The organism is Trichormus variabilis 0441 (genome assembly GCF_009856605.1).
In the GTDB taxonomy this organism is placed as follows: Bacteria; Cyanobacteriota; Cyanobacteriia; order Cyanobacteriales; family Nostocaceae; genus Trichormus; species Trichormus variabilis.
Genome location: NZ_CP047242.1, coordinates 887,659 through 913,761 on the forward strand (window position 1 = coordinate 887,659; position 26,103 = coordinate 913,761).

General features: G+C 40.7%; 9 protein-coding genes. All 9 read left to right on the top strand.

All coding sequences use genetic code 11. The annotated features are described in order from the left end of the window. Positions 1-6 precede the first annotated feature (6 nt). The 9 genes from GSQ19_RS03495 (at position 7) to GSQ19_RS03535 (ending at position 26,028) form a co-directional block, all read left to right on the top strand. Positions 7-4,770, top strand: a complete 4,764-nt coding sequence (locus tag GSQ19_RS03495; RefSeq protein WP_011321406.1) for a type I polyketide synthase — start codon at positions 7-9, stop codon at positions 4,768-4,770. Between the two features lie 412 nt (positions 4,771-5,182). Next, positions 5,183-8,134 carry an amino acid adenylation domain-containing protein gene (locus GSQ19_RS03500; RefSeq protein WP_011321407.1) on the top strand — a complete coding sequence of 984 codons (2,952 nt, stop codon included), beginning with the start codon at positions 5,183-5,185 and terminating at the stop codon, positions 8,132-8,134. A 551-nt stretch (positions 8,135-8,685) separates the two neighbouring features. Beyond that, on the top strand, positions 8,686-12,504 hold the full coding sequence (locus tag GSQ19_RS03505; protein ID WP_011321408.1) for a type I polyketide synthase: 3,819 nt from the start codon (positions 8,686-8,688) through the stop codon (positions 12,502-12,504). Positions 12,505-12,563: 59 nt separating this feature from the next. After that, positions 12,564-13,271, top strand: a complete 708-nt coding sequence (locus GSQ19_RS03510; protein ID WP_011321409.1) for a hypothetical protein — start codon at positions 12,564-12,566, stop codon at positions 13,269-13,271. Between the two features lie 528 nt (positions 13,272-13,799). After that, positions 13,800-15,554 carry an SDR family NAD(P)-dependent oxidoreductase gene (locus GSQ19_RS03515; RefSeq protein WP_011321410.1) on the top strand — a complete coding sequence of 585 codons (1,755 nt, stop codon included), beginning with the start codon at positions 13,800-13,802 and terminating at the stop codon, positions 15,552-15,554. Positions 15,555-15,606: 52 nt separating this feature from the next. Continuing rightward, positions 15,607-20,424 carry a PfaB family protein gene (locus tag GSQ19_RS03520; RefSeq protein ID WP_011321411.1) on the top strand — a complete coding sequence of 1,606 codons (4,818 nt, stop codon included), beginning with the start codon at positions 15,607-15,609 and terminating at the stop codon, positions 20,422-20,424. Positions 20,425-20,604: 180 nt separating this feature from the next. Next, positions 20,605-22,182, top strand: a complete 1,578-nt coding sequence (locus GSQ19_RS03525) for a PfaD family polyunsaturated fatty acid/polyketide biosynthesis protein (protein ID WP_011321412.1) — start codon at positions 20,605-20,607, stop codon at positions 22,180-22,182. A 38-nt stretch (positions 22,183-22,220) separates the two neighbouring features. Continuing rightward, entirely contained in the window at positions 22,221-23,387 is a 1,167-nt protein-coding gene (locus GSQ19_RS03530; RefSeq protein WP_011321413.1) for an MFS transporter, read from the top strand. A 748-nt stretch (positions 23,388-24,135) separates the two neighbouring features. Continuing rightward, positions 24,136-26,028 (top strand): hybrid sensor histidine kinase/response regulator, encoded by a 1,893-nt coding sequence (locus GSQ19_RS03535; RefSeq protein WP_011321414.1) that lies wholly within the window; start codon positions 24,136-24,138, stop codon positions 26,026-26,028. The last annotated feature ends 75 nt before the right edge of the window (positions 26,029-26,103 follow it).

Genomic DNA, 26,103 nt, shown 5'->3' on the forward strand with positions numbered 1-26,103 from the left:
TTTTAAATGCAAACTCAAGACTTAACACCTTTACAAAAAGCTATTATTGCCCTGAAAGAAGCCCGTACAAAGATTGAAAGCTTAGAACGGACACAAAGTGAACCAATCGCCATTGTGGGCATGGGTTGTCGTTTTCCTGGGGATGCCAACAACCCAGAAAAATTTTGGGAGTTATTGCATCAAGGAAAAAATGGCATTACCACAGTACCGCCCCAACGGTGGGATATTGATGCCTATTACGATGATGATCCTGATGTTCCCAATAAAATGTATGCCCGTCATGGGGGCTTTATTAACAACGTTGATCAGTTTGATCCGCAGTTTTTTGGCATTACCCCCAGAGAAGCGATCGCCCTTGACCCCCAACAACGGCTATTGTTAGAAGTAAGTTGGGAAGCCCTAGAAAATGCGGGAATTGCCCCACAAAAGCTGACAGGTACGCAAACAGGGGTGTTTGTCGGTATTGGTATAGATGACTATGCTAAACGGCAAATTAAACATCACATTCCCATTGATGCCTATACGGGATCGGGCAATGCTTTTTGTTTTGCGGCAGGACGTTTATCTTATCTTTTGGGATTGCAAGGGCCGAGTTTAGCCATTGATACAGCTTGTTCTACCTCTTTAGTCACCATTCATTTGGCTTGTCAAAGTTTACGCAATGGTGAGTGTAACTTGGCTTTAGCCGGGGGCGTGAGTTTAATGCTGTCCCCCGAAGTTACCCTGTATTTATCTAAAACCCGCGCCCTTTCTCCTGATGGTCGTTGTAAAACCTTTGACCGAGATGCCAATGGCTATGTACGCGGTGAAGGTTGTGGGATGGTAGTTCTCAAACGTCTCAGTAGTGCCGTTGCTGATGGAGATCATATTTTAGCGGTAATTCGTGGCTCGGCAGTTAATCAAGATGGTGCTAGCAGTGGGTTGACGGTTCCTAATGGGACAGCTCAACAAGCAGTGATTCGTCAAGCTTTGGCTAATGCCAAGGTGACACCAGAACAAATTAGCTATCTGGAAGCCCACGGGACGGGAACTGCTTTGGGCGATCCCATTGAAGTGCGGGCTATTGATAATGTTTTTGGTAAAGGACGTTCCCCAAATCATCCCCTGATTCTCGGTTCGGTGAAAACCAATATTGGTCACTTAGAAATCGCTGCCGGTATGGCAAGTTTGTTGAAAGTGATCTTATCCTTGCAACATCAAGAAATTCCCCCCCATCTTCATTTTCAAGAACTCAACCCCGATTTAGCTGCTTCGGCCAAGTCTTTAAAGATTCCTACCAGCGTTATTCCTTGGCAACCTACAGAACAACCGAGAATGGCGGGAATTAGTTCATTTGGGTTAAGTGGAACTAATGCTCATATCATTATTGAAGAACCACCCCAGTTAACGGTTACTCAGGCGGAAGTCGATCGCCCGCTTCATGTTTTAATGTTATCGGCAAAAAGTGAAGCTGCTTTACACACCTTAGCTGCTGATTGGGAAAATTTGTTACGCAACCATCCCGAAACGAATTTTGCCGATTTGGCATTTAGTGCCAATACCGGAAGGGGAAGCTTTAATCATCGCTTGGCAATCGTCGCCCAATCAACCGCACAAGCAAGGCAAAATTTAGCCGCTTTTAATCAAAAACAACCATCCTTGAACGTTTTCAGTCAAGAAGTAGAAAAAGGACGACAACCGAAAATAGCCTTTTTATTCACCGGACAAGGATCTCAATATGTGGGTATGGGCAGACAACTCTATGAAACCCAACCCACATTCCGTCAAGCGTTAGACGAATGCGATCGCTTATTACAACCTTACTTAAAAGAATCCCTATTAAGTGTTTTATATCCCCAAACTCCAACAGCCAACCCCCTAGTAAACCAAACAGCTTATACCCAAACTGCCTTATTTGCTATTGAGTATGCTTTGTGTAAACTATGGCAATCATGGGGCATTCAACCCCAAGGAGTCTTGGGTCATAGCGTAGGTGAATATGTAGCGGCTTGCATCGCTGGAGTATATAGTCTCCAAGAAGGCATAGAATTAATTGCCCAACGGGGACAACTAATGCAGGCGTTACCCCAAACAGGGACGATGGCGGCTGTATTTGCCCCTGTGGAAACAGTGGCCAGAGCGATCGCTCCTTACGGAAATGAAGTAACGATTGCTACTATTAATAGCCCGGAAAATGTGGTAATTTCTGGGGTGAAAGCAGCGATCGCTGCGGTACAAGCTGATTTGATTGCCCAGGGAATTGATGTCCGTCCTCTGCAAGTCTCCCACGCCTTTCATTCTCCCATGATGGAACCCATGTTAGGAGAATTTAAACAAGTAGCAGCGAAGATTAATTACCAAACTCCTCGCATTGATTGGATTTCTAGCGTTACAGGGGCAGAGATTACCCACAGTATCGATGCAGAATATTGGTGTCAGCAAATACGTGACTGTGTGCAGTTTGCACCTGCGATCGCCACATTAGCCCAACAAGGTTATGATTTGTTGATGGAAATTGGCCCCCATCCTGTTTTAACTAGATTGGGAAAACAAACTTTATCTGATCCCCAAATCCTCTGGCTATCATCTCTGCATCGAGAACAAGACAATTGGCAATCTTTATTACAAAGTGTTGCCACCTTATCAGTTCATGGAGTAGCACTTGATTGGTCTGGGTTTGAGCAAGATTATGTTCGTCGTCGTCTGCTTGTACCTACCTATCCTTTCCAAAGACAACGGTATTGGTTAGCCGAAACAGAATTTATTCAACCAGAAGTTGTACCTGTTGCTGCCATTTCCCCAGAAACATCAAAAATTGTTGCAGCCACAGAAACCTTAGAAAGCCAGATTCTCTCGTTAGTAGCGAAGATTACGGGGATGAATCCTCAACAACTCAGTCTGGATGCCACTTTAGAAGGGGGTTTAGGCTTAGACTCAATTATGATGACCCAATTAATGAATGGGATTATCAAATTTATTCCCCCAGGACAAAGAGAAAGTTTCCATCAGGTATTTTCGCTGCGGGATTTAATGCAAATATCCAATTTAGGAGAACTATTAAAGGTTCTAGAACCCTGGCAAACTGTTGATTTACAAGAGACAACAGCAGTTGATGTAATCCCATCTGCTGATATTCCCACAATAGATCAGACAAGTGACGTTGTAGACATTCTCCATAGTCAATTACCCTTATTAGTGAGTTACTGGAGTCTCAATTCCAATAGCTTGTTTACTAAGGTACAAGTTGCAGGAGATTTTAACCTAGAAATTGCTCAACACAGTTGGCAAAAACTGATAGATAGACATCCCATGTTAAGGGCGCGGTTTCACATTCCCCAAGGGGCAACAAGCTTTGCAGACTATCAGCTGCAAGTGTTGAAAAATCCCAGCCCTCCGGCTATTCCCCTCAAGGATATCAGACATCTTGCCTCTGAGGAACAAACACAAGCGATCGCTCAAGAAGTACACCATTGGTTAAATTATCGCTGGTCATTAACCCAATGGCCACTACATAAGTTCTCAGTGTTACAACTATCTGATTCAGTCTATCAAATGTTCTTGGGGAATGAACATTTGATTGCTGATGGTTTGAGTAATCATGTAATTATCCGAGAATTTCTGGAAATATACCGCGCTTGTATTGATCAAGATACCCCTGACCTTCCCCCGGCTTTATCAGTCGCTGATTATCAAGCCCAGGTGCAAGCAATGAACGCTTGGCAAGATGTTGATGAAGACCGAGCTTTAGCAGCATACAACAACTCTCAACGTCACACTGCTTACCTGTGGAATCCCCAACAACAGATTCGTCAGCAAACTCCTTTATTTGATAATCAAAAATATATCCTGTCTGCGGAAACCACTGCCAAGTTAATCACCAAAACTCGTGAATGGCGAGTACCGATGAATACCCTCCTCTTAGGGGCATTTATTCAAACTGTGTCCAAATTGGATACCACCTCAGAAAAAATTGGTATTCAAATCCCTACAAGTGGTCGGGTGTATCCGGGAGTGGATGCGTCAGGAGTAATTAGTAGTTTTGCTCAAAATTTAGCCCTGAGTTTTACCCCACCCCAAGCCCAACAAGATTGGCAGACATTTCTTACCGAAATTCAGCAAACGGTACAACAACATATTGGTAGTGGTTTAGACAGAGCTCAAACCAGACAGATGGGAGTAATTTTCCGGGATAGTTTCGTCTTAGAAAATGGCAGGATTCCAGACCACAGCCTTTCGTTAATCCAAGGAGCTTTAAAATCTAACTTGTATTTGCCTTATACAGGTCAAACCCACATTCATCATTACTATGGGTCTTTATCTGTGACTGAGTATCAAGCAGGAGGGATGAATGCTTCCGGAACAATTGATATTTTGCAAGAAATTTTTGATAGTCGTCTGCACTTGTTTGCTAGCTACGATAGCAACACCTTTGATTTGTCTGTAATTGATAGTTTGATGAAATCCTATCTAGCACAAATTGAAGAATTAGCTACCTTACCAATTGAAGAACAAGTTTCCTCAGCGTTTGTCTCTCCTATTTTTATCAATAAAGATATTGGGAAAAACTTACGCCAAATTACTTCTGAAATTTGCCATTGGGCAATTGAAGAATCAGAAATGAGTGATGATTTGGAAGCGGATTTAGGACTCGATTCTTTAGAGCTAATTCGTTTGGTGACTCGCTTAGAAAGTGTGTATGGCAAAAATTATCGTCAATGCCTCCTGAATTGCCGCACTTTAGAGGAGATGGTGGTTGTTTTGAGTGCTGAATCCCTAGCTATCAGTGCTTAGGAACCAGAAACCGGGTTTTATCTATTCCCACTTACTGTAAACCCGGTTTCGTTGGTTTTGAGCAACACCATTTTTAATGAGGTACAAAAAACAATAATTAAAATGTGAGTTCGACAAATCTTTTTTGACCTCTCCCCCAACCCCTCTCCGGCGCGGAGAGGGGAGTAAAGACCAAGATATATAGAGGAAAAATGAAGGTTTTAAAGCCTCTCTCCTTGCAGGGGAGCCAGTGCGTTGGGCGGCTTTGCCGACTTGTTCGCGCAGCGTTCCCGAAGGGTAGCAACTGGCGTGAGAGGTTTGGAGAGGGGTTTTTTATATTCGTCGAACTCACATTAATTAAACGCAGAGAAACGCAGATAAATTTGTATTCCAACAGACTAGTAAACGCTATATTAGCAAGGATATTTTTAATATGACCTTCACTCTAGAAATACCCTATTATCAAATTATTCAGCAAGCGCAATTAACACCGGATGCGATCGCTGTTTTTGATGAAACCAATCCCCTGACTTATCAACAGTTAGATCGTCTCTCGAATCAAGTGGCTACTTATTTACGCACCCAAGGAGTCGCCCCCAATACGAGAGTCGGGATTATGGCTGAACGGGGAGCTAGAATGATGATTGGCATTTTAGGCATTCTCAAAGCTGGCGGGAGTTATATCCCCCTTGACCCTGGTTATCCCACTGACCGACTGCGTTACATCCTAGAACACGCAACTATCCAGACTTTACTTACAGAACATCAAGTTAGTCCACAATTGGTGGCTTGTGTTCAGGAGGCGCTACCTTTACAAACGGTGATGTTTTTAGATGAGGGTGAACCGTTAGAGGAAATTCAATCATTAAATCAAATTACTGCGGAAACTTGGCAAGGCTTGAGTAAGGACACTTTAGAACTGTGTAACAGTCCTGACGATTTAATGGTGATTCTCTACACCTCTGGCTCAACGGGTCGTCCCAAAGGGGTAATGCTGAATCATCGAGGTTACATGAATCGTCTGACATGGATGCAGAATACTTTTTCATTACAACCAGGCGATCGCGTAGCCCAAAGAACCTCTTTTTGCTTTGATATCTCGGTTTGGGAAATTTTCTGGACATTGATGTCAGGGGCGACTATTTGTCCTGTGCAACGGGAAGTAGTTCTCAATCCTTGGGAATTTGCTCAGTGGATTCAACAAACTCAAATTAATGTGATGCACTTTGTTCCTTCCCTGTTTGGGGAGTTTATTAGTGCTTTAGAAAATGAAACTTGGAGTTTTCCCCAATTACGTTGGTTGATGTTTAGTGGGGAAGCATTACCTATGTCCTTTATCCAGAGGTGGATTGACCGTCATGGACTCAAAACCGGGCTAGCCAATCTTTACGGCCCTACAGAAGCTTCCATTGACGTTACTTGTCACTTAATTACAGAACGTCCTGATGAACGGGTGACGACGCAAATTCCCATTGGTAAAGCTATCGATAATGTGTATTTAAGAGTTCTGGACGAGGGGATGCAGCCTGTACAACCAGGAAACACGGGAGAACTCTGGCTTGGTGGAGTCCAATTGGCATTAGGCTATCTCAAAGATCCAGAGAAAACGGCTCAGGCTTTTTGTCCTAACCCCTTTACTGATATTCCTGGCGATTATATTTATCGGACAGGAGATTTGGTCAAAGAACTGTCAGACGGAACCATTGAATATCATGGACGCATAGATCATCAAGTTAAAATTCGCGGTTTCCGCATTGAATTGGGAGAAATCGAAAGTGTGTTAACTACTCATCCCGATGTCCGGGAAGCCGCAGTTCTAGCCGTTGATTATGGGGAAGGACAAAAGCGATTAGTTGCTTGTATATCGGGAAATAAAATCAAAAATCGTTTCCTCAAGGAATATCTAGAACAGAAACTTCCTCACTACATGATTCCCCAAAGGTTTCTGTGGCTGGATAGTCTACCCAAAAATCATAATGGGAAATTAGACCGCAAAACATTAGTGGCTCAATTAACCTCTGATTCCTCTCCTTCCTCTGATTCCTCTCCTTCTTTGCTACCTTTATTACCTCTAGGGCCAGCTCAAAGTTGGTTAGTCAAATATTTTGAGCCTCCTTATCAGTGGTTGGGTTATACCCGTTTTCTCTATCATCAATCCCTTAATGTAGATATCTTCAATCAAGCGGTTAATTTCCTTATTCATCGTCATGACGCTTTCCGCACGGTTTTTGTGCAGAACCAGGGACAATGGCAACAACATATTCTCAATCAAACGCCATCCTTTGTTTCTGAATATTGGGATGGTAGTCAGGTAAGTCCAGAAGAACGGAATCTGAAAATTGAGCAATACATGGAAGTGGTAGCTAAACAAATTCAGCTTGACCGTTGGCCAATGACGGCAGCGATCGTCGTCAAGGTGAGTCCTACTTGTTACGATATTACGATGATTGCTCACCATATGATTACTGATATGTTGAGCGCGACAATTTTATTTAAAGAACTGTGGAGTGCTTATCATCAACTTTTATTGGGTGTCTCTCCCACATTTCCCCAGGCTAAATCCGAATCCTATGAAGATTTTATTCAATTATTAGTGAATGAGGATAATAAAGGAACCTTTGAACATCATATTAAATATTGGCAATCTCAATTTCCTGATACTACAAGCAGATTTGAGATTCCTATCGACCATGTGAAAGGAGCCAATATTGAAGCCTCGGCGGAAAAAGAATGTTTTCGTCTTAGTCAACAACAGACAGAACTTTTATTAAATCAAGGAAAATCTTATTATGGCTCTAATGTTTACTTGATTCTCCTCGCGCCTTTATATCGTTTAATGGCTAATTGGAGTCATCGCCCAGGGGTGGTAATTAGTCATCGTAGTCATGGCAGAGATTTAGGACAAGGTAGTACTTTTATGGAAAGTATGGGGAATTATGCAATTAATTTCCCTCTAGGTATAACTTTGGACTCATCTGCGATTTGGCAAAAAATTATTCAAGAGATTAGCGATCGCTTTCAAAGTTTACCTATGAATGGTGTAACCTATGATTGGATAGGCGATCGCTTACCTGAATACCTCTACCCTGACAGCAATTTAACTTCTATACGGGTCAATTATTTAGGGAATCGTTCTGCTCCTCCGTCTAACCTCTTTGAGTTTATACAGACTGTCCGAGACTGTCGTTTGTCACTCCCCGATCAAAAACGTACCACACTCATTGAATTTTTTCTTTTGGTAGCTGATGGTCATTTAGAGATCACAATTGAATACTCTCGTAATTTTCATCTCGCTACAACAATTCAATCCTTAGGAAAACAATATCTCCTATTGCTTGAGGATATCTTGACTCCTGTCTCTATGTCTCAGCCTCCCCTGCGCTAACATCTCTGTACACTAAGAGGAACGAAACCCAACATCTACAGGCTTTTGTTGGGTTTCGCTATCGCTCCACCCAACCTACATTTCTTCTTAACTGAACCGTCTTGATTTATATTCTACTTTTCAGATATCTAAGTTTCTGAGACTAATACAACATATCCTTGACTGTCTAAAATAGGGAAAACAAAAATGTCCATCTTTGACAAAGAATAATCTATGGTTTCAATGATTAAAATAACCTAAACTAAAGTTATAAAGCAGTTCAAAATTCTTCTGAGAAAGTTCTCTCAACGGGGAGAAACCCTACACCACGACTTTCCGCAAAATCCAAAATAAACAAGCTTAAATTTACGGAACTTGATTTAGTTCAATTGATTTATATGTAATGTCATTTTCAAGTATCTAATATTTACTTTATCGTAAATTCAAGGGTTTAAGACCCCTACTTCTACACGTAGTATCAGTTGAGTTGGGGTTTAAATCCCCAATTCCAACTATCTTTAATTTTGAATTTTGAATTGTTAACACTAATTATTGGAGAAGACAAAACAAAAATGGTTGACCAACAATTGAACCCCAAAAAGTCTGTTTTGCAACAAACACCCATTGCCATTATCGGTATGTCAGCCTTGTTTGCTAAAGCAGAGAATCTACAACAATACTGGGAAAATATACTAGCTAAAATTAACTGTATTTCTGAAGTTCCAGAAACAGCTTGGAGCCTTAAGGATTATTATGATCCAGACCCCAGTACCCCTGATAAAACTTACGCTAGAGCAGGGGGATTTATCCCGGAAATCGATTTTGATCCTTTAGAATTTGGATTACCACCTGATACTCTTGAAGCTTTGGATTCAGCCAATTTACTAGCTTTGGTATTGGCAAAACAAGCGTTAAAAGATGCTGGCTATGGTGAAGGGAAAGAATTTAATCGAGAAACAACAGGAGTAATTTTAGGTGCTAGTGGACTTTGGAAAAGTATTACTCCATTAACTGCTCGTTTACAATATCCCCTGTGGGAAAAAGTTTTAAAAAATAGTGGTCTATCAGCAGAGCAGACCGAAAAAATTATTGAAAAAATGCAGGCTGCTTTTGTACCGTGGACAGAAAATTCTTTCCCAGGTATGTTGCCTAATGTGGTCGCAGGCAGAATTACCAATCGTCTAGATTTGGGAGGAACTAACTGTGTTGTTGATGCAGCTTGTGCTAGTTCTTTAAGTGCTTTAAAAATGGCAATTAGTGAACTGATTGAAGGTCGCTGTGACATGATGTTGAGCGGGGGCTTTGACACAGATAACTCTATCCTCAACTATATGTGTTTCAGTAAAACCCCAGCTTTTTCTAAAAAAGACTATCTTAATCCCTTTGATGCCACATCCGACGGCATGATGGTAGGAGAAGGGTTAGGAATGTTAGTTCTCAAGCGGTTAGCAGATGCAGAACGAGATGGCGATCGCATCTATGCAGTAATTAAAGGTATCGGTACTGCCAGTGATGGTCGCTACAAGAGTATCTATGCGCCCCGTACAGAAGGACAAGTGCGAGCTTTACGGCGAGCCTATGAAGATGCAGGCTTTTCCCCTGCGACTTTAGGATTAATGGAAGCTCATGGTACAGGTACGCCAGCTGGAGATTTTTGTGAATTTACCGCGCTTAATCAAGTTTTGACGGAAAATCAGGCAGGAAGACAACAAATCGCCCTTGGTAGTGTTAAATCTCAAATCGGTCACACCAAAGCTGCTGCTGGCGCTGCCAGTTTAATCAAAGCTACCCTAGCCTTACACCATAAAATTCTCCCACCGACCATTAATGTCACCCAACCCAATCCGAAATTCAAAATAGAAGAGTCGCCCTTTTATATCAACACAGAAACTCGTCCCTGGATACAAAATGGCGACACTCCCAGACGGGCCGGGGTCAGTTCTTTTGGATTTGGCGGTACTGACTATCATGTGGTTCTAGAAGAATATACCCCGAAGTTTCCCCAAGGAGGCGATCGCATCCATTCCACAGCCCAATCTATTTTATTGTGGGCTGATACGCCACAACAATTATCTCAAAAGTGTCAGGCTACTCTTGAGCAACTGCAATCTGACAACTGCGGCGAACAATATCACCAACTGCAACATCACAGCAAAACAGCCCTCATCCCCGAAACATCTGCCCGTGTTGGCTTTGTGGCTACCTCTCTAGAAGAAGCCCAAAAATTATTGAAAGCAGCAATCAAACAACTGCAAATACAGCCCCAAGCAGAAGCCTGGGAACATCCCCAAGGGATTTACTACCGCCAAACTGGTTTATCTCTCAAGGGCAAAGTTGTAGCGTTGTTCCCCGGTCAAGGGTCTCAATATCTGAATATGGGGCGAGAAGTTAGCTTGAACTTCCCAGAGATACAACAAGCTTATCAAGCTCTGGATCAGTTGATGGCTCAGGATAACTTGCCAGCTTTGTCTGATATCGCCTTTCCTATACCTGCCTTTAACCCAGAGGTAATCAAGCAACAGTCCCAGCAATTACAGCGCACAGAAAACGCTCAACCTGCCATTGGAGCCTTGAGCCTGGGATTGTATAAAATCTTGCAAAACGTGGGATTTAAGCCCGATTTTGTGGCTGGTCATAGCTTTGGGGAATTAACCGCACTTTGGGCGGCTGGGGTGTTTAGTGATGAGGATTATTGTTACCTGATCAAAGCCAGGGGTCAAGCCATGACCGTTCCCCAAGGGTCTCATGATTGCGATCGCGGTACGATGTTAGCCGTCAGTGGTGATGTGGCAAAAATTAAGCAACTGATCGCCGGCATGGCCAAGGTGCAGATTGCTAATTATAATGCTCCAGAACAAGTAGTACTGTCTGGTTCTAAACCGGAAATTGCCACCCTGGAGAAAGTATTAAGCAAACAGGGCTATACTGTTACCCCTTTACCTGTTTCTGCTGCTTTTCACACTCCCTTTGTTCACCATGCAAGTCAACCCTTTGCAGAGGCGCTCAATCGAGTGACCTTTAATACTCCTCAAATTCCTGTCTATGCAAACATGACGGGTAATGCCTATCCGACGGAGGCAACTGCCATCAGGAAACTGTTGGAAGCCCACCTTCTGAATGCAGTTCAGTTTGCACAGGAAATCGAAAATCTGTATGCCCAAGGAGGATATTGCTTTGTTGAAATTGGGTCCCGACAAATTCTGACCAACTTGGTTAAGCAGACATTAGGCGATCGCCCCCATGTAGCCATTGCCCTCAACCCCAGTCGCCAAAAAGACAGTGATGTCCAACTGCGTCAAGGAGTCATCCAACTCCGAGTAATAGGACTGTCCCTGAAGGATCTTGATGCTTCTCCCCGAAAATTGCCTGCTCAAAAAAGCAAATCTAAAGGATTATCTATTAAGCTCAATGCCACCAACTACATCAGTGACAAAACAAAAGCTGCCTTTGAATCTGCTTTCAAACCTGAGCCTGTAGTGCAGCTAGCTTCCACCCCTCTTGATCAGGTTGTTTCTGATGCAGCAACTGTTGTTTTAGATTCTCCTGCTCAAACTTTCGTTGCTTCCACAAATGATGAGGTTCCCATTACCCCTGTCTCTGTGATGGAAGAGTCGGTATCTCTAGGAGAAATTTACCATCAATCTGATTACCAATTTATTATCTCTAAGGACGAAACAAATATCATGAATAACTCTACTCATAATACTATCGCCTATCTTTTCCAACAGTTTTATCAACACCAAAAAGAAATGCTACAGGTTCACGAACAATACGTGAAGACTCAATCCCAGAGTTTTCAAGCATTTCTACAATTATTGCAACAACAGGAAGTGATGATTCCTCAAAGTTCTACTATTGCCGAGCAAACAGTTGTTGTACCAGCACCAGTGGTGCAACTTCCTAAGACCCCAGCCGCACCTATAGTAGAACCGCCCCAGACACCCGTCGTTCCTGTGGCTGAACTTCCCAAGACCCCTGTGGCACCTGTAGTAGAACCTCCCCAGGTAACTCCTGTAGCTGAACCCGTTCATATCTCCCATATTGCCAGCTATTTAGAGCCTCGTTATTCTGCCCCCGCTCCTCAACCCACACCAGTTGTAACCGAAACTGCTTCTCCTGCGGCGAATGAAAGCTACATTAGCCGAGCATTAATGGAGGTTGTCAGTGATAAAACTGGTTATCCTACAGAAATGTTGGAATTAGAGATGGATTTAGAAGCGGATTTAGGCGTTGACTCCATCAAGCGTGTAGAAATTATGGGAACTCTACATGAATCTTTTCCTCAGTTACCCAAACTTAGCCCCGAAGAACTCGCGGAAAAGCGTACCCTGGCGCAAATTGTCCAATATTTGGCAGGACAAATCATGGTGGCAGAAAAAAAAATAGCTTAGTTAATGTGGCTCCGAGTCCTCGGAGTCATGGAGAGATTGGACGTTACCAGGTGAAACTGATGTCTTTACCCGCCCCTGATTTTTGGAATGTTCCTAACACTCCTTACCAAACTTGTTTATTAACCGATGATGGTTCATCAACCACGACTGAAGTGGCTCAATGTTTAAGCGATCGGGGATGGCAGGTTATAGTTCTCAGTTTCCCTAATTCTTTAGTTCCTAAGCGTCCCGTTCTTCCTGCTGCTGCTCGGCGTGTGGTTCTGACAAATTTGAGTGAAGAACATTTACAAGCTCAATTAGCAGGGATTTTTCAGACTTATGGTTTGATTGGAACTTTTATCCATTTACACCCTATCAGCCAGTACCTTTACCATCAACCAAATACTCTAGTAAATCCTGATAAGGCCATTCTTAAGCAAGTATTTTTATTAGCTAAACATCTCAAATCTAGCCTCACTCAAGCAGCAGGGCAAGGAAGAAGTAGTTTTTTGACTTTGGCTCATTTAGATGGAGAGTTTGGATTAAGTGGACAACAGGATTTTAGTGCAGTTAGTGGCGGATTATTTGGATTAACCAAAACCTTAAATTTAGAGTGGCCTGCTGTATTTTGTCGTTCCCTTGATATTAGTCCTGATTTAGATGCAGCTACTACTGCTCAAATTATCCTCGCAGAACTACATGATCCCAATGCTTTAATTCAAGAAGTGGGCTATACCAAAAAAGGTCGTGTTACGTTGACTTGTGAATTGGCTGATTTAGGAGTTTAAATTGTCAGGAGTTTAGGAAAATAATCTCAACTAAACTCCTGTTTAATTTTGTCCATTAGCAATAAATTAACGTGAGTTCGACGGCTGAAAAAACCCCTCTCCAAACCTCTCCCCTACAAGGAGAGAGGCTTTAAAATCTCCATTTTTCGTCCATATTTTGTGGTCTTTGCTCCCCTCTCCGTGTCGGAGCGAAAAGTCTGTAGCTTGCTTCCCGCAGGGTGCGCCGGCTTCCGGCGATGCCTACGGCAACGTTTACGACGAACAGAACTTTTCAAGACAGAGGGATTGGGGGAGAGGTCAAAAAAGACTTGTCGAACTCACGTTAGATCATATCAAGTTCTGCTAATTACGTATAATTTGGTTTGATATATACCGGGTAATAGATCACAGGTATTTTTCACTATTACCCATTACTAAATACCAATCGCCACAGACATTATTCGGACTTGAACGAGCATGATATTATTACTCGTTTCATTTAACATTTGTAGTCAATAAATAATAACTGCTAATTACTTAATTTTACCCATGAATACTAATACTAAGCTAAATTCATCATCTGTCGTTGTTGTCAGTGGTGGTGGCAGAGGAATTACATCGGAATGTATTATTTATTTGGCTCGGCAATATAAATGTAGATTTATTCTGCTTGGTCGTTCTGCTTTAGCAGCAGAACCGGAATGGAGTATTGCTTGTGTTGATGAATCGGAATTAAAAAAACGAATTATGCAACATTTAATAGAGCAGAAAGAAAAACCAACCCCCATAAAAGTGCAGAATATTTATAAAAAAATATGCCAAAGTCGGGAAATTTATCAAACCCTAGCTGATATCAAAGAAGGAGGTGGTGAAGCAGAATATTTAAGTGTTGATGTGACGGATGCCTCTGCTTTAAAATCTGCATTAGCTCCTGTCGCCGGACGCTTGGGAAACATTACAGGCATTATTCATGGAGCAGGAAATCTAGCAGATAAATTAATTGAAAATAAAACAGAACAGGATTTTGAAACTGTTTATAATGTAAAAATAGAAGGTTTACATAGTTTGATTAATTGTGTAGATATCTCACAATTAAAGTTTATTGCTTTATTTTCTTCCTTTGTTTCTTTTTATGGCAATGTCGGTCAATCTGATTACTCCTTAGCTAATGAAATTTTAAATAAATACGCTTACTTGTTGCAGATAAAATATCCAGAGTGCCATGTGGTTTCTTTTGGATGGGGGCCTTGGGATGGAGGCATGGTAACGCCACAACTGAAACAATTATTTGCACAAAAAAATATTAAACTAATTCCTCTTAGTGTGGGGGCAGAAATTTTGGCGGAAGAGTTAACCCAAGACCACACAAAAGTTCCCCAACTTATTATTATGAGTCAAGGAATTTCTGTCTTACCAAAAGCTTTTAGTCCAGAAAAACGTAGTTATCGTTTATATCGGCGCTTAACCTTACAGGGTAATCCTTTTGTTTACGATCATGTAATCGGTGGTAATGCTGTTTTACCTGCTGTTTGTGCCTTAGCTTGGATGACAAATATTTGTGAGCAATTTTATCCTGGTTATCATTTTTTGAGTTGTCAAAAATATAAGGTGCTTAAGGGTATTGTTTTTGATGATAACTTAGCTAATTTATACTGTCTTGATTTAACCGAAGTAGAAAAATCTGAGGAAGAAATTCAGTTAGAAGCGTTAATTTGGAGTGAAACCCCTAAAGGTATTCCTTTATATCATTATCGGGCATTGATTAACATTAGTCAAAAATCCCATGCTCAACAAGCTTTAACTTTTGAAGATTTTAACTATTATGAATCTTCTTTGAGTTTAGATCCTTATCAACAGGGGATCTTATTTCATAATCAGAGATTTAGAGGTATTCAAAAGATTCTCGAAATCACTCCTAATAAGTTAATTGCTTCATGTTTTTTACCAGAAATATCTCCTGCTGAACAAGGGCAATTTTTAACCCAGTCTTTTAATCCTTACACAACCGATATGTTTTTTCAATGTTTATTAATCTGGGTAAGACAAACCTATGGCTTAGGTAGTTTACCTCTGGAATTAACGGCATTGAAACAGTTTTATACTCTCCCTTTTAACCAGGAATTTTTGATTAACTTATCTATTGAAGAGCAGAGCGAAACTAAAGTAGTTGCCAGTGCGATCGCCTGTGATACTCAAGGAAAAGTATATCTGGAAGCTACTAATATGCAGGTAACTACAAGTGCGCGTTTAAATCAACTATTCCTGAATAATACGGTCGCTGCTAAAAATACCGTTTGTATGTAATTGTTGTCTTTTTCTACAAACCCAATCGTGTATCCGTCTTATTGGAGTATATATGGAACGTTCTCGACTTGCTATTGTTGGCTTGGATTGCTTTTTAAATCAGCATTTTAATTCAGCAATCTTCTCGGCATTAATTTATGATGGCAAGACCATCAAAGACATTAATCATCTTGATAATAAGGTAGAATCTTTCACTATCTTATCGAAAATCTCTCATCAAGCTCTGCAAGACTGCCAAGTTAATTGTCATAAAAATGTTGCTGTCATTACTGCCCATAACGAAACTGTAAATCCTCATAATTCGGCAGAAAATTTGGGGAAAAATCTATCGAATTTATGGAATTTTACAGCAATTACATTTAATTTAGATGGGCAGAAAGATTGTTTACTGAAAGCGTTAGAAATTGCCCAAATCCTGTTAACTGCAAAGGAAGTTGATACGGTAATTATTAGTGTAGTCAATTCTGAGCTTAATACTTATAGCGTTAATGGTGGAGCCATTATTGTAAAAGATTATGCAGTGGCTCAAAAAGATGGCGATCGCATTTATGCGGTACTAGAAAGCTTCACCCGCATTGCAGATACCCTCTCTCCTTCATCAGTAGCCATTCAACAAAGTTGTGAAAAAGCTTTGCACCAAGCCAACATCAGCCCTCCAGAAGTTGGCTATATTGAAGTTTGCCACCAAAACCTAGCAGAAGAAAATAGCCCAGAATTTATCGGCTTAATTAATGCTTACGCTACGCATCAACATGACCTTACTTGCGCTGTTGGTAGTATAAAGGCAAATCTGGGTGATTTGGGTATTGCGACGGGAGTCATTAGCTTAATTAAAACAGCCCTATGTGTTTATCATCGCTATTTGCCAGCATACCCCCAATGGCAGCAACCCCAACACCCGGAAATCTGGCAAAATAGTCCCTTTTATGTGCCTACAAGTTCTTATCCTTGGTTTTTGTCAAAGAACCAGGAAAAGCGCCAAGCTGCTGTGAATTTGGTTGCAGAAGATGGTACTTATGGTCATATTATTCTCTCAGAAGACACGACTCAAACCAGCCGCAGCCCTAGCTATTTACCCTACGCTTCGTTTTACCTTTTTCCCATCGCTGCTGATGAGGCTTCATCTTTGCAGATACAACTAGATGATTTAGCTGCCAAAATTGAAACTAGTTTATCTTTACCTCAGACTGCCCAAGAAAATTTTAGCCAATTTCAACGTAATTCCCCATCTCCTTACGTTATAGCGATTGTTGGGGAGAACAAAGAAACCCTACAACGGGAAATTAAACAAGCGCAAAAAGGTATTGAGAAAGCATTTAGGGAAGGAAAATCTTGGAAAAGCCCCAAGGGAAGTTATTTTACTCCCAAACCCATTGGTAAACAGGGAAAAATCGCTTTTGTTTATCCAGGCGCTTTTAATTCCTATTTAGGTATGGGACGCAATCTGTTCCAATTGTTTCCCCAATTATGGAACCGCATCGCCAGTTTAGTTAAAGATCCCAATCAATTCTTACAAGCAAAACACCTGTACCCCAGAAGCCAATATTCCCTATCGCAGCGAGATTTAGAAGCCTTAGAAACTGAGTTTATCGCCAATCCCTTATCCTTACTAGAAACCGGAACTGGTTTTGCGGTAATGTTCACGGACATTATGCAGCAATATTTCCAGATTAAACCCCAAGCAGCCTTTGGTTACAGCATGGGGGAAAGTACCATGATGTATAGTTTGGGAGTTTGGGCTAATGCTGATGCAGGAAGTCAATATATCCATTCTTCCCCACTGTTCCGCGATCGCTTAATTGGGACAAAACAAACAGTAGCAGAATATTGGGGCGAACCAACTGGGGAAAATTTATGGAGTAGTCATGTGTTAATGGCTGCACCAGCAGCAGTCAAACAATGCTTAGAACAAGAACCACGAGTTTATCTTACCCACGTTAACGCACCCCAAGAAGTGGTGATTGCTGGCGATCCCCAAGGCTGTTTACGGGTGATTGAACGCTTACAATGTGATGCTTTTCGTTCTCCGTCGGATATGGTGCTGCACTGTGAAGCTATGCAGTCAGAATTTGCCGCATTTATGCAGCTGAACACTGTCAATATGGGAACACCACCAGACACAGTATTTTATTCCTCTGCTAATTATCAACCAATTCCTTTAGAACAGTTAGCGATCGCGCAAAACTTATCACAAGGAGTCTGTCAACCCTTGGAATTTCCCCGTTTAATTGATCGTGCTTATCAAGATGGGGTCAGAATTTTCCTAGAGTTAGGATCAGGCGGTAGCTGTTCTCGTTGGATTACAGAAACTCTCCAAACACAAGATCACCTCGCTATGTGCATCAATCGTCGAGGTGCAGATGATTTGGCTACCATTGTTAAAATGTTAGCCCAATTGGTAAGCCATAAAGTAGACCTGGATTTATCACCCCTCTATCTTTCCCAGGAAACGCCAACCGAAATTACCACCTTGAAGGAAACAGTTCCCTCCTTGGTAGCTTCTCCTCCTTGTCTATTTAACGAAGATGATATTTTAGAGTTTATTGAGGGGAAAGTATCAAAGGTCTTTGGTGAAAGCTATCAAGAAATTGATAACTACAGTAGACGAGTAAGAATGCCCTCACCTCCCTTTTTATTTGTGAGTCGTGTAACTCAGTTAGAAGGGAAATTAGGTGATTATAAATCAGGATTTATTGAAACAGAATATGATATTCCCCAAGATGCTTGGTATGCAATCGATGGTCAGTTAACTGTCGGCATTTGTAAAGAAGCTGGTCATGGACTGTTGATGTTATTAAGTTATCTGGGAACAGATTTTGAAAATCAAGGTAAACGTTCTTTCCGCTTATTAGATTTATCAGCAACTTTCCTTTTTGAACAGCCAGAAACCATAAAAACATTGAAGTGTCGAGTCAAGATTACTTCTTCTGTGAAAACCGAAAAAAGTTTACTCGTCTTTTTCCAAGGAGAAGCTTTAATTGGCGATCAAGTGTGGATGAAACTCCATGACGGCTGTGCAGGACTCTTTTCCGATGAAGAATTAGAACAAGGGCAAGGAATTGTTATTTCCGAAAGTGAAGCAAGAGAACGTCAGCGAATTACAAAACAACACTTTACACCTCTACTAACTTGTTCTAAATCAAATTTCACATCAGAAGAAATTCTTGCCTTAACTATAGGTGATTTGGGCGAGTGTTTTGGGGAAGAATATCAACAAAATTCCCTAAATCCATCCTTAAGATTACCACCAGCAAAACTACTCATGTTAGATGATGTGATGATGGTTAATCCACAGGGAGGAGTAGCCGGACTAGGGTTAGCCATTGGGTCAAAAGAAGTCACACCGGAAGATTGGTATTACTTCTGTCATTTTCGCAATGATCCGACCATGCCGGGGAATTTAATGATTGAAGGATGTATCCAATTAGTGCAGTTTTATTGTTTATTTTTAGGGTTACAAACTCGAACCAAAGATGCTCGTTTTCAAATCATTCCTGGCAAAACTCAAGCAGCACGTTTTCGAGGACAAGTTACCCCCCAAACAGGCACATTAATGTATCAAATGGAGGTATTAGAACTTGGACTCTCTCCTCAACCATACGCTGTGGCTAATGTGGATGTTATTTTTGGCGGAAAAACCATTGCTACTATTAAAAATATTGGTGTTCAGCTTGTTGAAAAACCACTTGCCATCAAAAATTCTCTCACTGAGATTAATCATCAACCCGTTTTATTCAATGAAGAACAACTAAAGCAATTCGCCAAAGGCTCAGTTGCGGCTTGTCTTGGTTCAGAATTTGATATATATGAAAATCGTCAATCTGTTCGCCTACCTAATGGAGAGTTTCAGTTAGTTAGTCGAGTTTTAGAAATAGAAGGCAAACGTCATGAACTGCAAAAACCTTCCCAAATAATTACAGAATATGATGTGAAACCTGATGCTTGGTTTTACGAACATAATGCTTACCCCACTTTGCCCTACTGCACCTACATTGAAATTGCTGGACAACCTTGCATTTTCTTAGGGGTTTATATGGGGGCAACCTTATTATCTCCTGATGATGACCTGCATTTTCGCAATTTAGATGGGCAAGGGACAATTCTTAAAGAAATTGACCTCAGAAATAAAACTATTACTGATAAAGTCCGTCTTCTATCTACGACTGCTGTGAAAGGGGCAATAATTCAAAAATATGAGTTTGAATTATCCTGTGAAGGAGAACCATTTTATCGCGGTAATATGGTATTTGGTGACTTTAGCACCGCCGTTTTAGCGAATCAAGTGGGGTTAGATGGGGGAAAACGCCTCAAACCTTGGTATCAAGAACATGAAACTTCTGCTTCTGATTTAACAACAATTGCCTTAAAAGACCCCAATTGGCGGCAGAAACTCTATCAAATTAATCCGAATAAACCCCATTATCGCCTCTCGGAAAAATATTTAGATTTTCTGGATGAAATGTTCATCATTGAAGATAGTGGAAACTATCAAAAAGGGTATATATATGCTAGAAAATCAATTACCCCTCAAGATTGGTATTTTCCTTTTCATTTTTATCAAGATCCGGTCATGCCTGGAGCCTTGGGAGTGGAATCAATTATCCAAGCGATGCAGGCCTATGCTTTGCAATTAGACTTAGGTAAATCATTCAAAAATCCTCGATTTGGTCAAGCTATTAATCACGAAATCACTTGGAAATATCGGGGACAAATTACGCCAGAAAATCATTTGATGTCTTTGGAAGTTCATATTTCTAATATTGAAGTTGCGTCTGACCGCATCACAATTATTGGTGATGCCAGTTTGTGGAAAGAAGACTTAAGAATTTATGAAATTAAAGATATTGCTCTGTGCTTAGTAGAAGCATGATTTACGCATGAAAACGGAAAATTAAGGGTATAGGGGTATAGGGGTATAAATAAATGTTTGCAACCCTCACACCCTTACACCCTTACACCCAGTCTCAACAGACAACCTGGGTTTGTAAGTCCTAAGAAATTCGCAATAAACCAACAATACCCATTCAATCATTATTTGAGGTTATCAAAAATGCTCACTCAAGGTACATCCATCCCTACCCTAAATCCACCAGATTCTATTGCTTTCGATCATACAAGTATTCAACAAAAACTACTGAACTTGCATCAACCTTGCTATGTATTTTTAAAAAATAATCAAATAGGAATATCCCATCAACCCATTGAAGGCATACAAGCACAAATGATGGTGAATGCCATCTTACCCCAAAAATTGGGCGATCGCAGTTTTCTTGACTTTCATGGAGTTAACTATGCTTATGCGGCTGGTGCAATGGCGGGGGGTATAGCCTCGGAAATCCTAGTCATTACCTTGGGAAAAGCGGGATTTTTAGCCAGTTTTGGCTCAGCAGGATTAGTACCGCAACGGGTAGAAAAAGCCATCTTACAAATTCAACAAGCCCTACCCACTGGCCCTTACGCCTTCAATTTGATTCATAGCCCCTCAGAAGAAGCTCTAGAGCAAGGGGCTGTGGAACTTTACCTCAAACATGGGGTGAGAACAGTAGAAGCCTCCGCCTACATGGATTTAACCCCTCATATTGTCCGCTACCGTGCAGCCGGGCTACACCTCAATTCTCAAGGAGAAATTCAAACCCACAATAAAGTCATTGCCAAAATTTCTCGCTCTGAAGTAGCTCAAAAATTTCTGCAACCAGCCCCGCTAAAATTCCTCAAATCCCTAGTAGAACAGGGATATATTACACCGTTACAAGCTGCTTTAGCCGAAAAAGTCCCCTTGGCAGATGATATTACCGTTGAAGCCGATTCAGGGGGACACACTGATAACCGTTCCTTGGTGTGTCTACTACCCAGCATTATCGCCCTGCGGGATGAAATTCAACAGCAATACCATTATGAACATCCCGTAAGAGTAGGTGCGGCTGGCGGCATTGGCACACCGGAAGCGGCTTTAGCTGCCTTTATGATGGGGGCTAGCTACATTGTCACAGGTTCGATCAACCATAGTTGCATAGAAGCTGGAACCTCTGACCGTACCAAACAATTATTAGCCCAAGCAAGCATGGCTGACATGGTGATGGCACCCTGCGCTGATATGTTTGAAATGGGGGTTAAGGTACAACTACTGAAACGGGGTAGTTTGTTCCCCATGCGCGCACAAAAATTGTATGACTTTTATAAAACTTATGGAGGAATTGAAGAGATTCCCCCAGAGATACGTCAAACTCTAGAAACACAAATTTTCCGCAAAAATTTAGATCAAGTTTGGGATGAAACCGTTGCTTATTTTTCCCAACGAGATCCTGAACAAATTGCACGAGCTAATAACAACCCTAAACGTAAAATGGCTCTGATTTTTCGCTGGTATTTAGGATTATCTTCTCGTTGGTCAACTAGTGGAGATGAGCAGCGCCAAATGGATTATCAAATCTGGTGTGGCCCCGCGATGGGTTCCTTTAATGAATGGGTGAGAGGTTCCTATTTAGAATTGCCTGAAAATCGCACAGTTGTTGATGTAGCCACCCATATCATGCAAGGTGCAGCCTATTTATATCGTCTACAAAATTTGAAATTACAAGGTCTTAACCTGCCATCCCAATACTGTTATTACCGTCCATTCCATATTTAGCTTTTGCCACAATAACCCACACATATTAACAAGGAATTATGACTAATAAAACCATCGATTCTCCTTTTGCTCCTGGACTGCCAGCCCTTTATATTGTGGCATTTTTATCAGGAATGTCTTTAGGGTTATTTAACCCATTTATTTCCACTCTGATGAAACAAAATAACATCAATGATATTGTCATTGGTGCTAACTCTACACTCTACTTTTTTATCATTGCTATTGGCACCCCATTAGTTACCAAAATTCTCAGTAAGATAGGTTTACGTAAAACCATGATGTTAGGGTTTTTGCTCATGGGAATAACTGCACCTTTATTTCCCTTCACAACCCAATTGTCTGCTTGGTTTTTGATACGTGCCGTGATGGGTTTAGCTTGTTGTTTATATCTTATCTCTGGACAAACTGCTATCAACTATTTCTGTAATGATAAAAATCGGGGCATTGTTAATGGGTTAGATGCTTTATGTTTTAGCTTAGGATTTGGCATCGGGCCAGTCATGGGAGCAGCTTTTTATAATGCTTCTCCTAAAACAACATTCCTCTTAGGCAGTGGATTAATTTTGAGTGGCATTATTGTCGTATATTTAGGACTACCAGAAAAAGAAATTAAGTTTCAAATCCCCCGTTTCCAAATTATCAAAAAGCTGAAACTACCCTTACATGGTTCCTTTGCCTATGGTTTTAGTGTCGCCACATTAGTATCTCTTTATCCTCTCTATTTACTAGAACAAAATTATGGTGTTGAGCGCATTGGTTATATTTTCGGGCTATTTATTTTAGGAGGATTAATATCAACAGTTCCAGTAAGTCATTTAGCTGATCGCATAGGTAAAATTAAAGTATTAAAGTATAGTGTGATTGTCGTGATTATTTCGGTTATCGGTTTATCTTTTATCGACGACCCCAATATCACGCCTTTCTTAGCTTTTATTTCTGGTGTAGGAATGAGTCCCATTTTTCCCCTATCCTTGGCTTTAATTGGGTCAAGACTGGCAGTTGATGAATTGTCCTCTGGCAGTGCTTTATTTACCTCCATTTATAGTGCGGGATGTACGGCTGGACCAATTTTATCGGCAATAGTGATGACACTCCTCGGAACACAATATATTTTTGTGCTAATGATGGTTATTTTTGTTTTATTTTTCCTGAGTTTAAGTAAACAGAATAAATATAACCATTCACTTCTAAGCGTTGAACGTTAGGAGATTGTTTAACAAGTTCTTGGTTGTGATTGTCAGCATTTACTGATCCCCCTAATTCCCCGTTGTAGACAGTGGCGTGGATTTAGGGGGATATGAAATATTTAGCTTCTTTAACGCAGAGTAAGGCTGTGGTTAGCGCCGAGACACGCAGAGATTTTCTCATGATAATTCGCTAGTTTTTGATGAAGGTTGGTAGTGCTGCTTTCATTTTCCGCGATTGGGGTGCTTGTTATTACAGGTATCCCTTCGTCTTTTTGCGGCTATAATAAAGTATATTTTTATGACACTGAGATAGAATTTCTTGACAAATTAGGATTAAAAATGGCTGAAAGCTTTAATTTTTATGGTGTCGCTTAATGATTCTTGGAAAATTCTCTTCCTAAAGAGGGATTACTAATAGACCTCAAAATAAGCTTTATAGTAAAACTATGTACATTAATTTATTGGGGTTAATTATTTGATTATTGGTTATAAAAAATACAATAAACTCCTTCGGAGTAAAGGTTTGTCAAGCAACAGTGATTGATTTCATTGATAATAATGATAATCAAAATAATAACTATGGCTGGTCAATATCTGCGAAATCTAATCCAGATGATTTTCCTGAGCATATCTAAGCAGAGAAGAATATATATATCATTCCTAAGATTTAGGTATAAATTCCTTCATCTAGCCAGTTACTTTTAAGGCAGTAGAAAATACTGGTTTGGAGTTGTGGAATTGCCAATAAGAGACGCAGGAGACAGGAATGAACCAAAGTTTAGTCAGAGTGCTATTGGTTGATGATGGTGAAAGTGATTACATCTTAACTTGTAATTGGTTCAGTGAATTTCGGGTAGCTAACTGCGAGTTAGAATGGGTAGATAATTATGAAGCGGCAAAAGTAGCGATCGCCAACAATCAGCATGATATATATTTAGTAGACTATCGTTTAGGCTCCCGCAGTGGACTAGAACTGTTACGTGAAGCAATTGCCGATGGCTGCACCTCTCCGATAATTTTGCTCACAGGTCAAGGAGACGCAGAAATAGATATAGAAGCCATGAAAGCCGGAGCGGTAGATTATCTAGAAAAGAACCAACTGAATGCACCTCTCCTAGAACGTTCTATTCTCTATGCTATCGAGCGTAAACAAATAGAGAAAAAAATTCGTGAACAAGCGGCGCTTTTGGATATTGCCAATGATGCCATTTTTGTACAAGATTTGGACGGGAACGTTTTATTCTGGAACGAAGCAGCAGCAAGGCTTTACGGTTGGCAAAAAGCAGAAGCAATTAACAATAAAATTCAAAACCTCTGGCAAGAAAAAAACTTAGCCTTATTGCAAAAATCGCTGAATGAACTACAGCAAAAAGGTTCATGGAAGGGAGAATTATATCAAACCACAAAATCTGGTAGAGAAATTATTGTTGAAAGCCGTTGGACATTAGTACATGAGTTTGGAAATAAATCCCAATGTATACTCGTTGTCAACACAGAAATCACCCAAAAAAAGCAACTAGAAGCTCAATTTCTTCGCGCTCAACGATTAGAGAGTATTGGCACCCTAGCGAGTGGTATTGCCCATGACCTCAATAATGTTCTGGCTCCTATTTTGATGACAGCACAACTTTTAGAGTCACAAATCAAAGATGAACGTTCTCAGCGACTATTGCCAATATTGATTACTAACGCTAAGCGCGGGGCTAACTTAGTTAAACAAGTATTATCATTTACTCGCGGTCTTGAAGGTGAACGCACCTTATTGCAATTAAAACACCTGGTTGGAGAAATTCAGCAAATTATTAAAGAAACGTTTCCCAAATCAATTGAATTGGCGGCGCACATTTCCCAGAATCTTTGGACTGTTTCTGGTGATGCTACCCAATTACATCAAGTACTGATGAACTTGTGTGTTAATGCCCGTGATGCTATGCCCAAGGGTGGTACTTTGAAAATCACGGCGGAAAACTTCTTGATAGACGAAAATTATGCCAGAATGAATATAGATGCCAAAGTTGGCCCCTATGTAGTAGTTACAGTTACTGATACGGGAATTGGTATTTCCTCAGACATACTAGATCGGATATTTGAGCCATTCTTTACCACGAAAGAATTGGGTAAAGGCACAGGATTAGGACTTTCAACCGTACTTGGCATTATTAAAAGTCACGGCGGTTTTATTAATGTATATACAGAAGAGGGGGAAGGCAGCCAGTTTAAAGTGTATCTACCTGCTCAGGATACCAAAGAGCTTTTAGAAGAAGCAGCGCTAGAATTATCTCCAGGAAATGGAGAGTTAATCTTAGTTGTTGATGATGAAGCTGCTATTAGAGATATTACGAAAACATCTCTAGAGTCTTATAATTATAAAGCAATTACAGCTAGTGATGGAATTGAGGCGATCGCCTTATATGCAGAACGCCAAGACGAAATCTCTTTAGTGTTGACGGATATGGTAATGCCCTCTATGGATGGCTTAACAACTATTCGGACATTACAAAAAATTAATCCTCTTGTAAAAATAATTGCTGTTAGTGGCTTGGCTGCTCATGATAAAGTCAACGCAGCTTATAATATGGGTATCCAAGCATTTTTATCGAAGCCATACACTGCTAACCAACTATTAAAAACAATTAATGCAGTCCAGCATAAGAATTAATTCTTGTTGCTCGGCTTATATTATTTGTAGATTTGGATAATTGCTAATTAGTAATAGTAATAAATAATTATATAT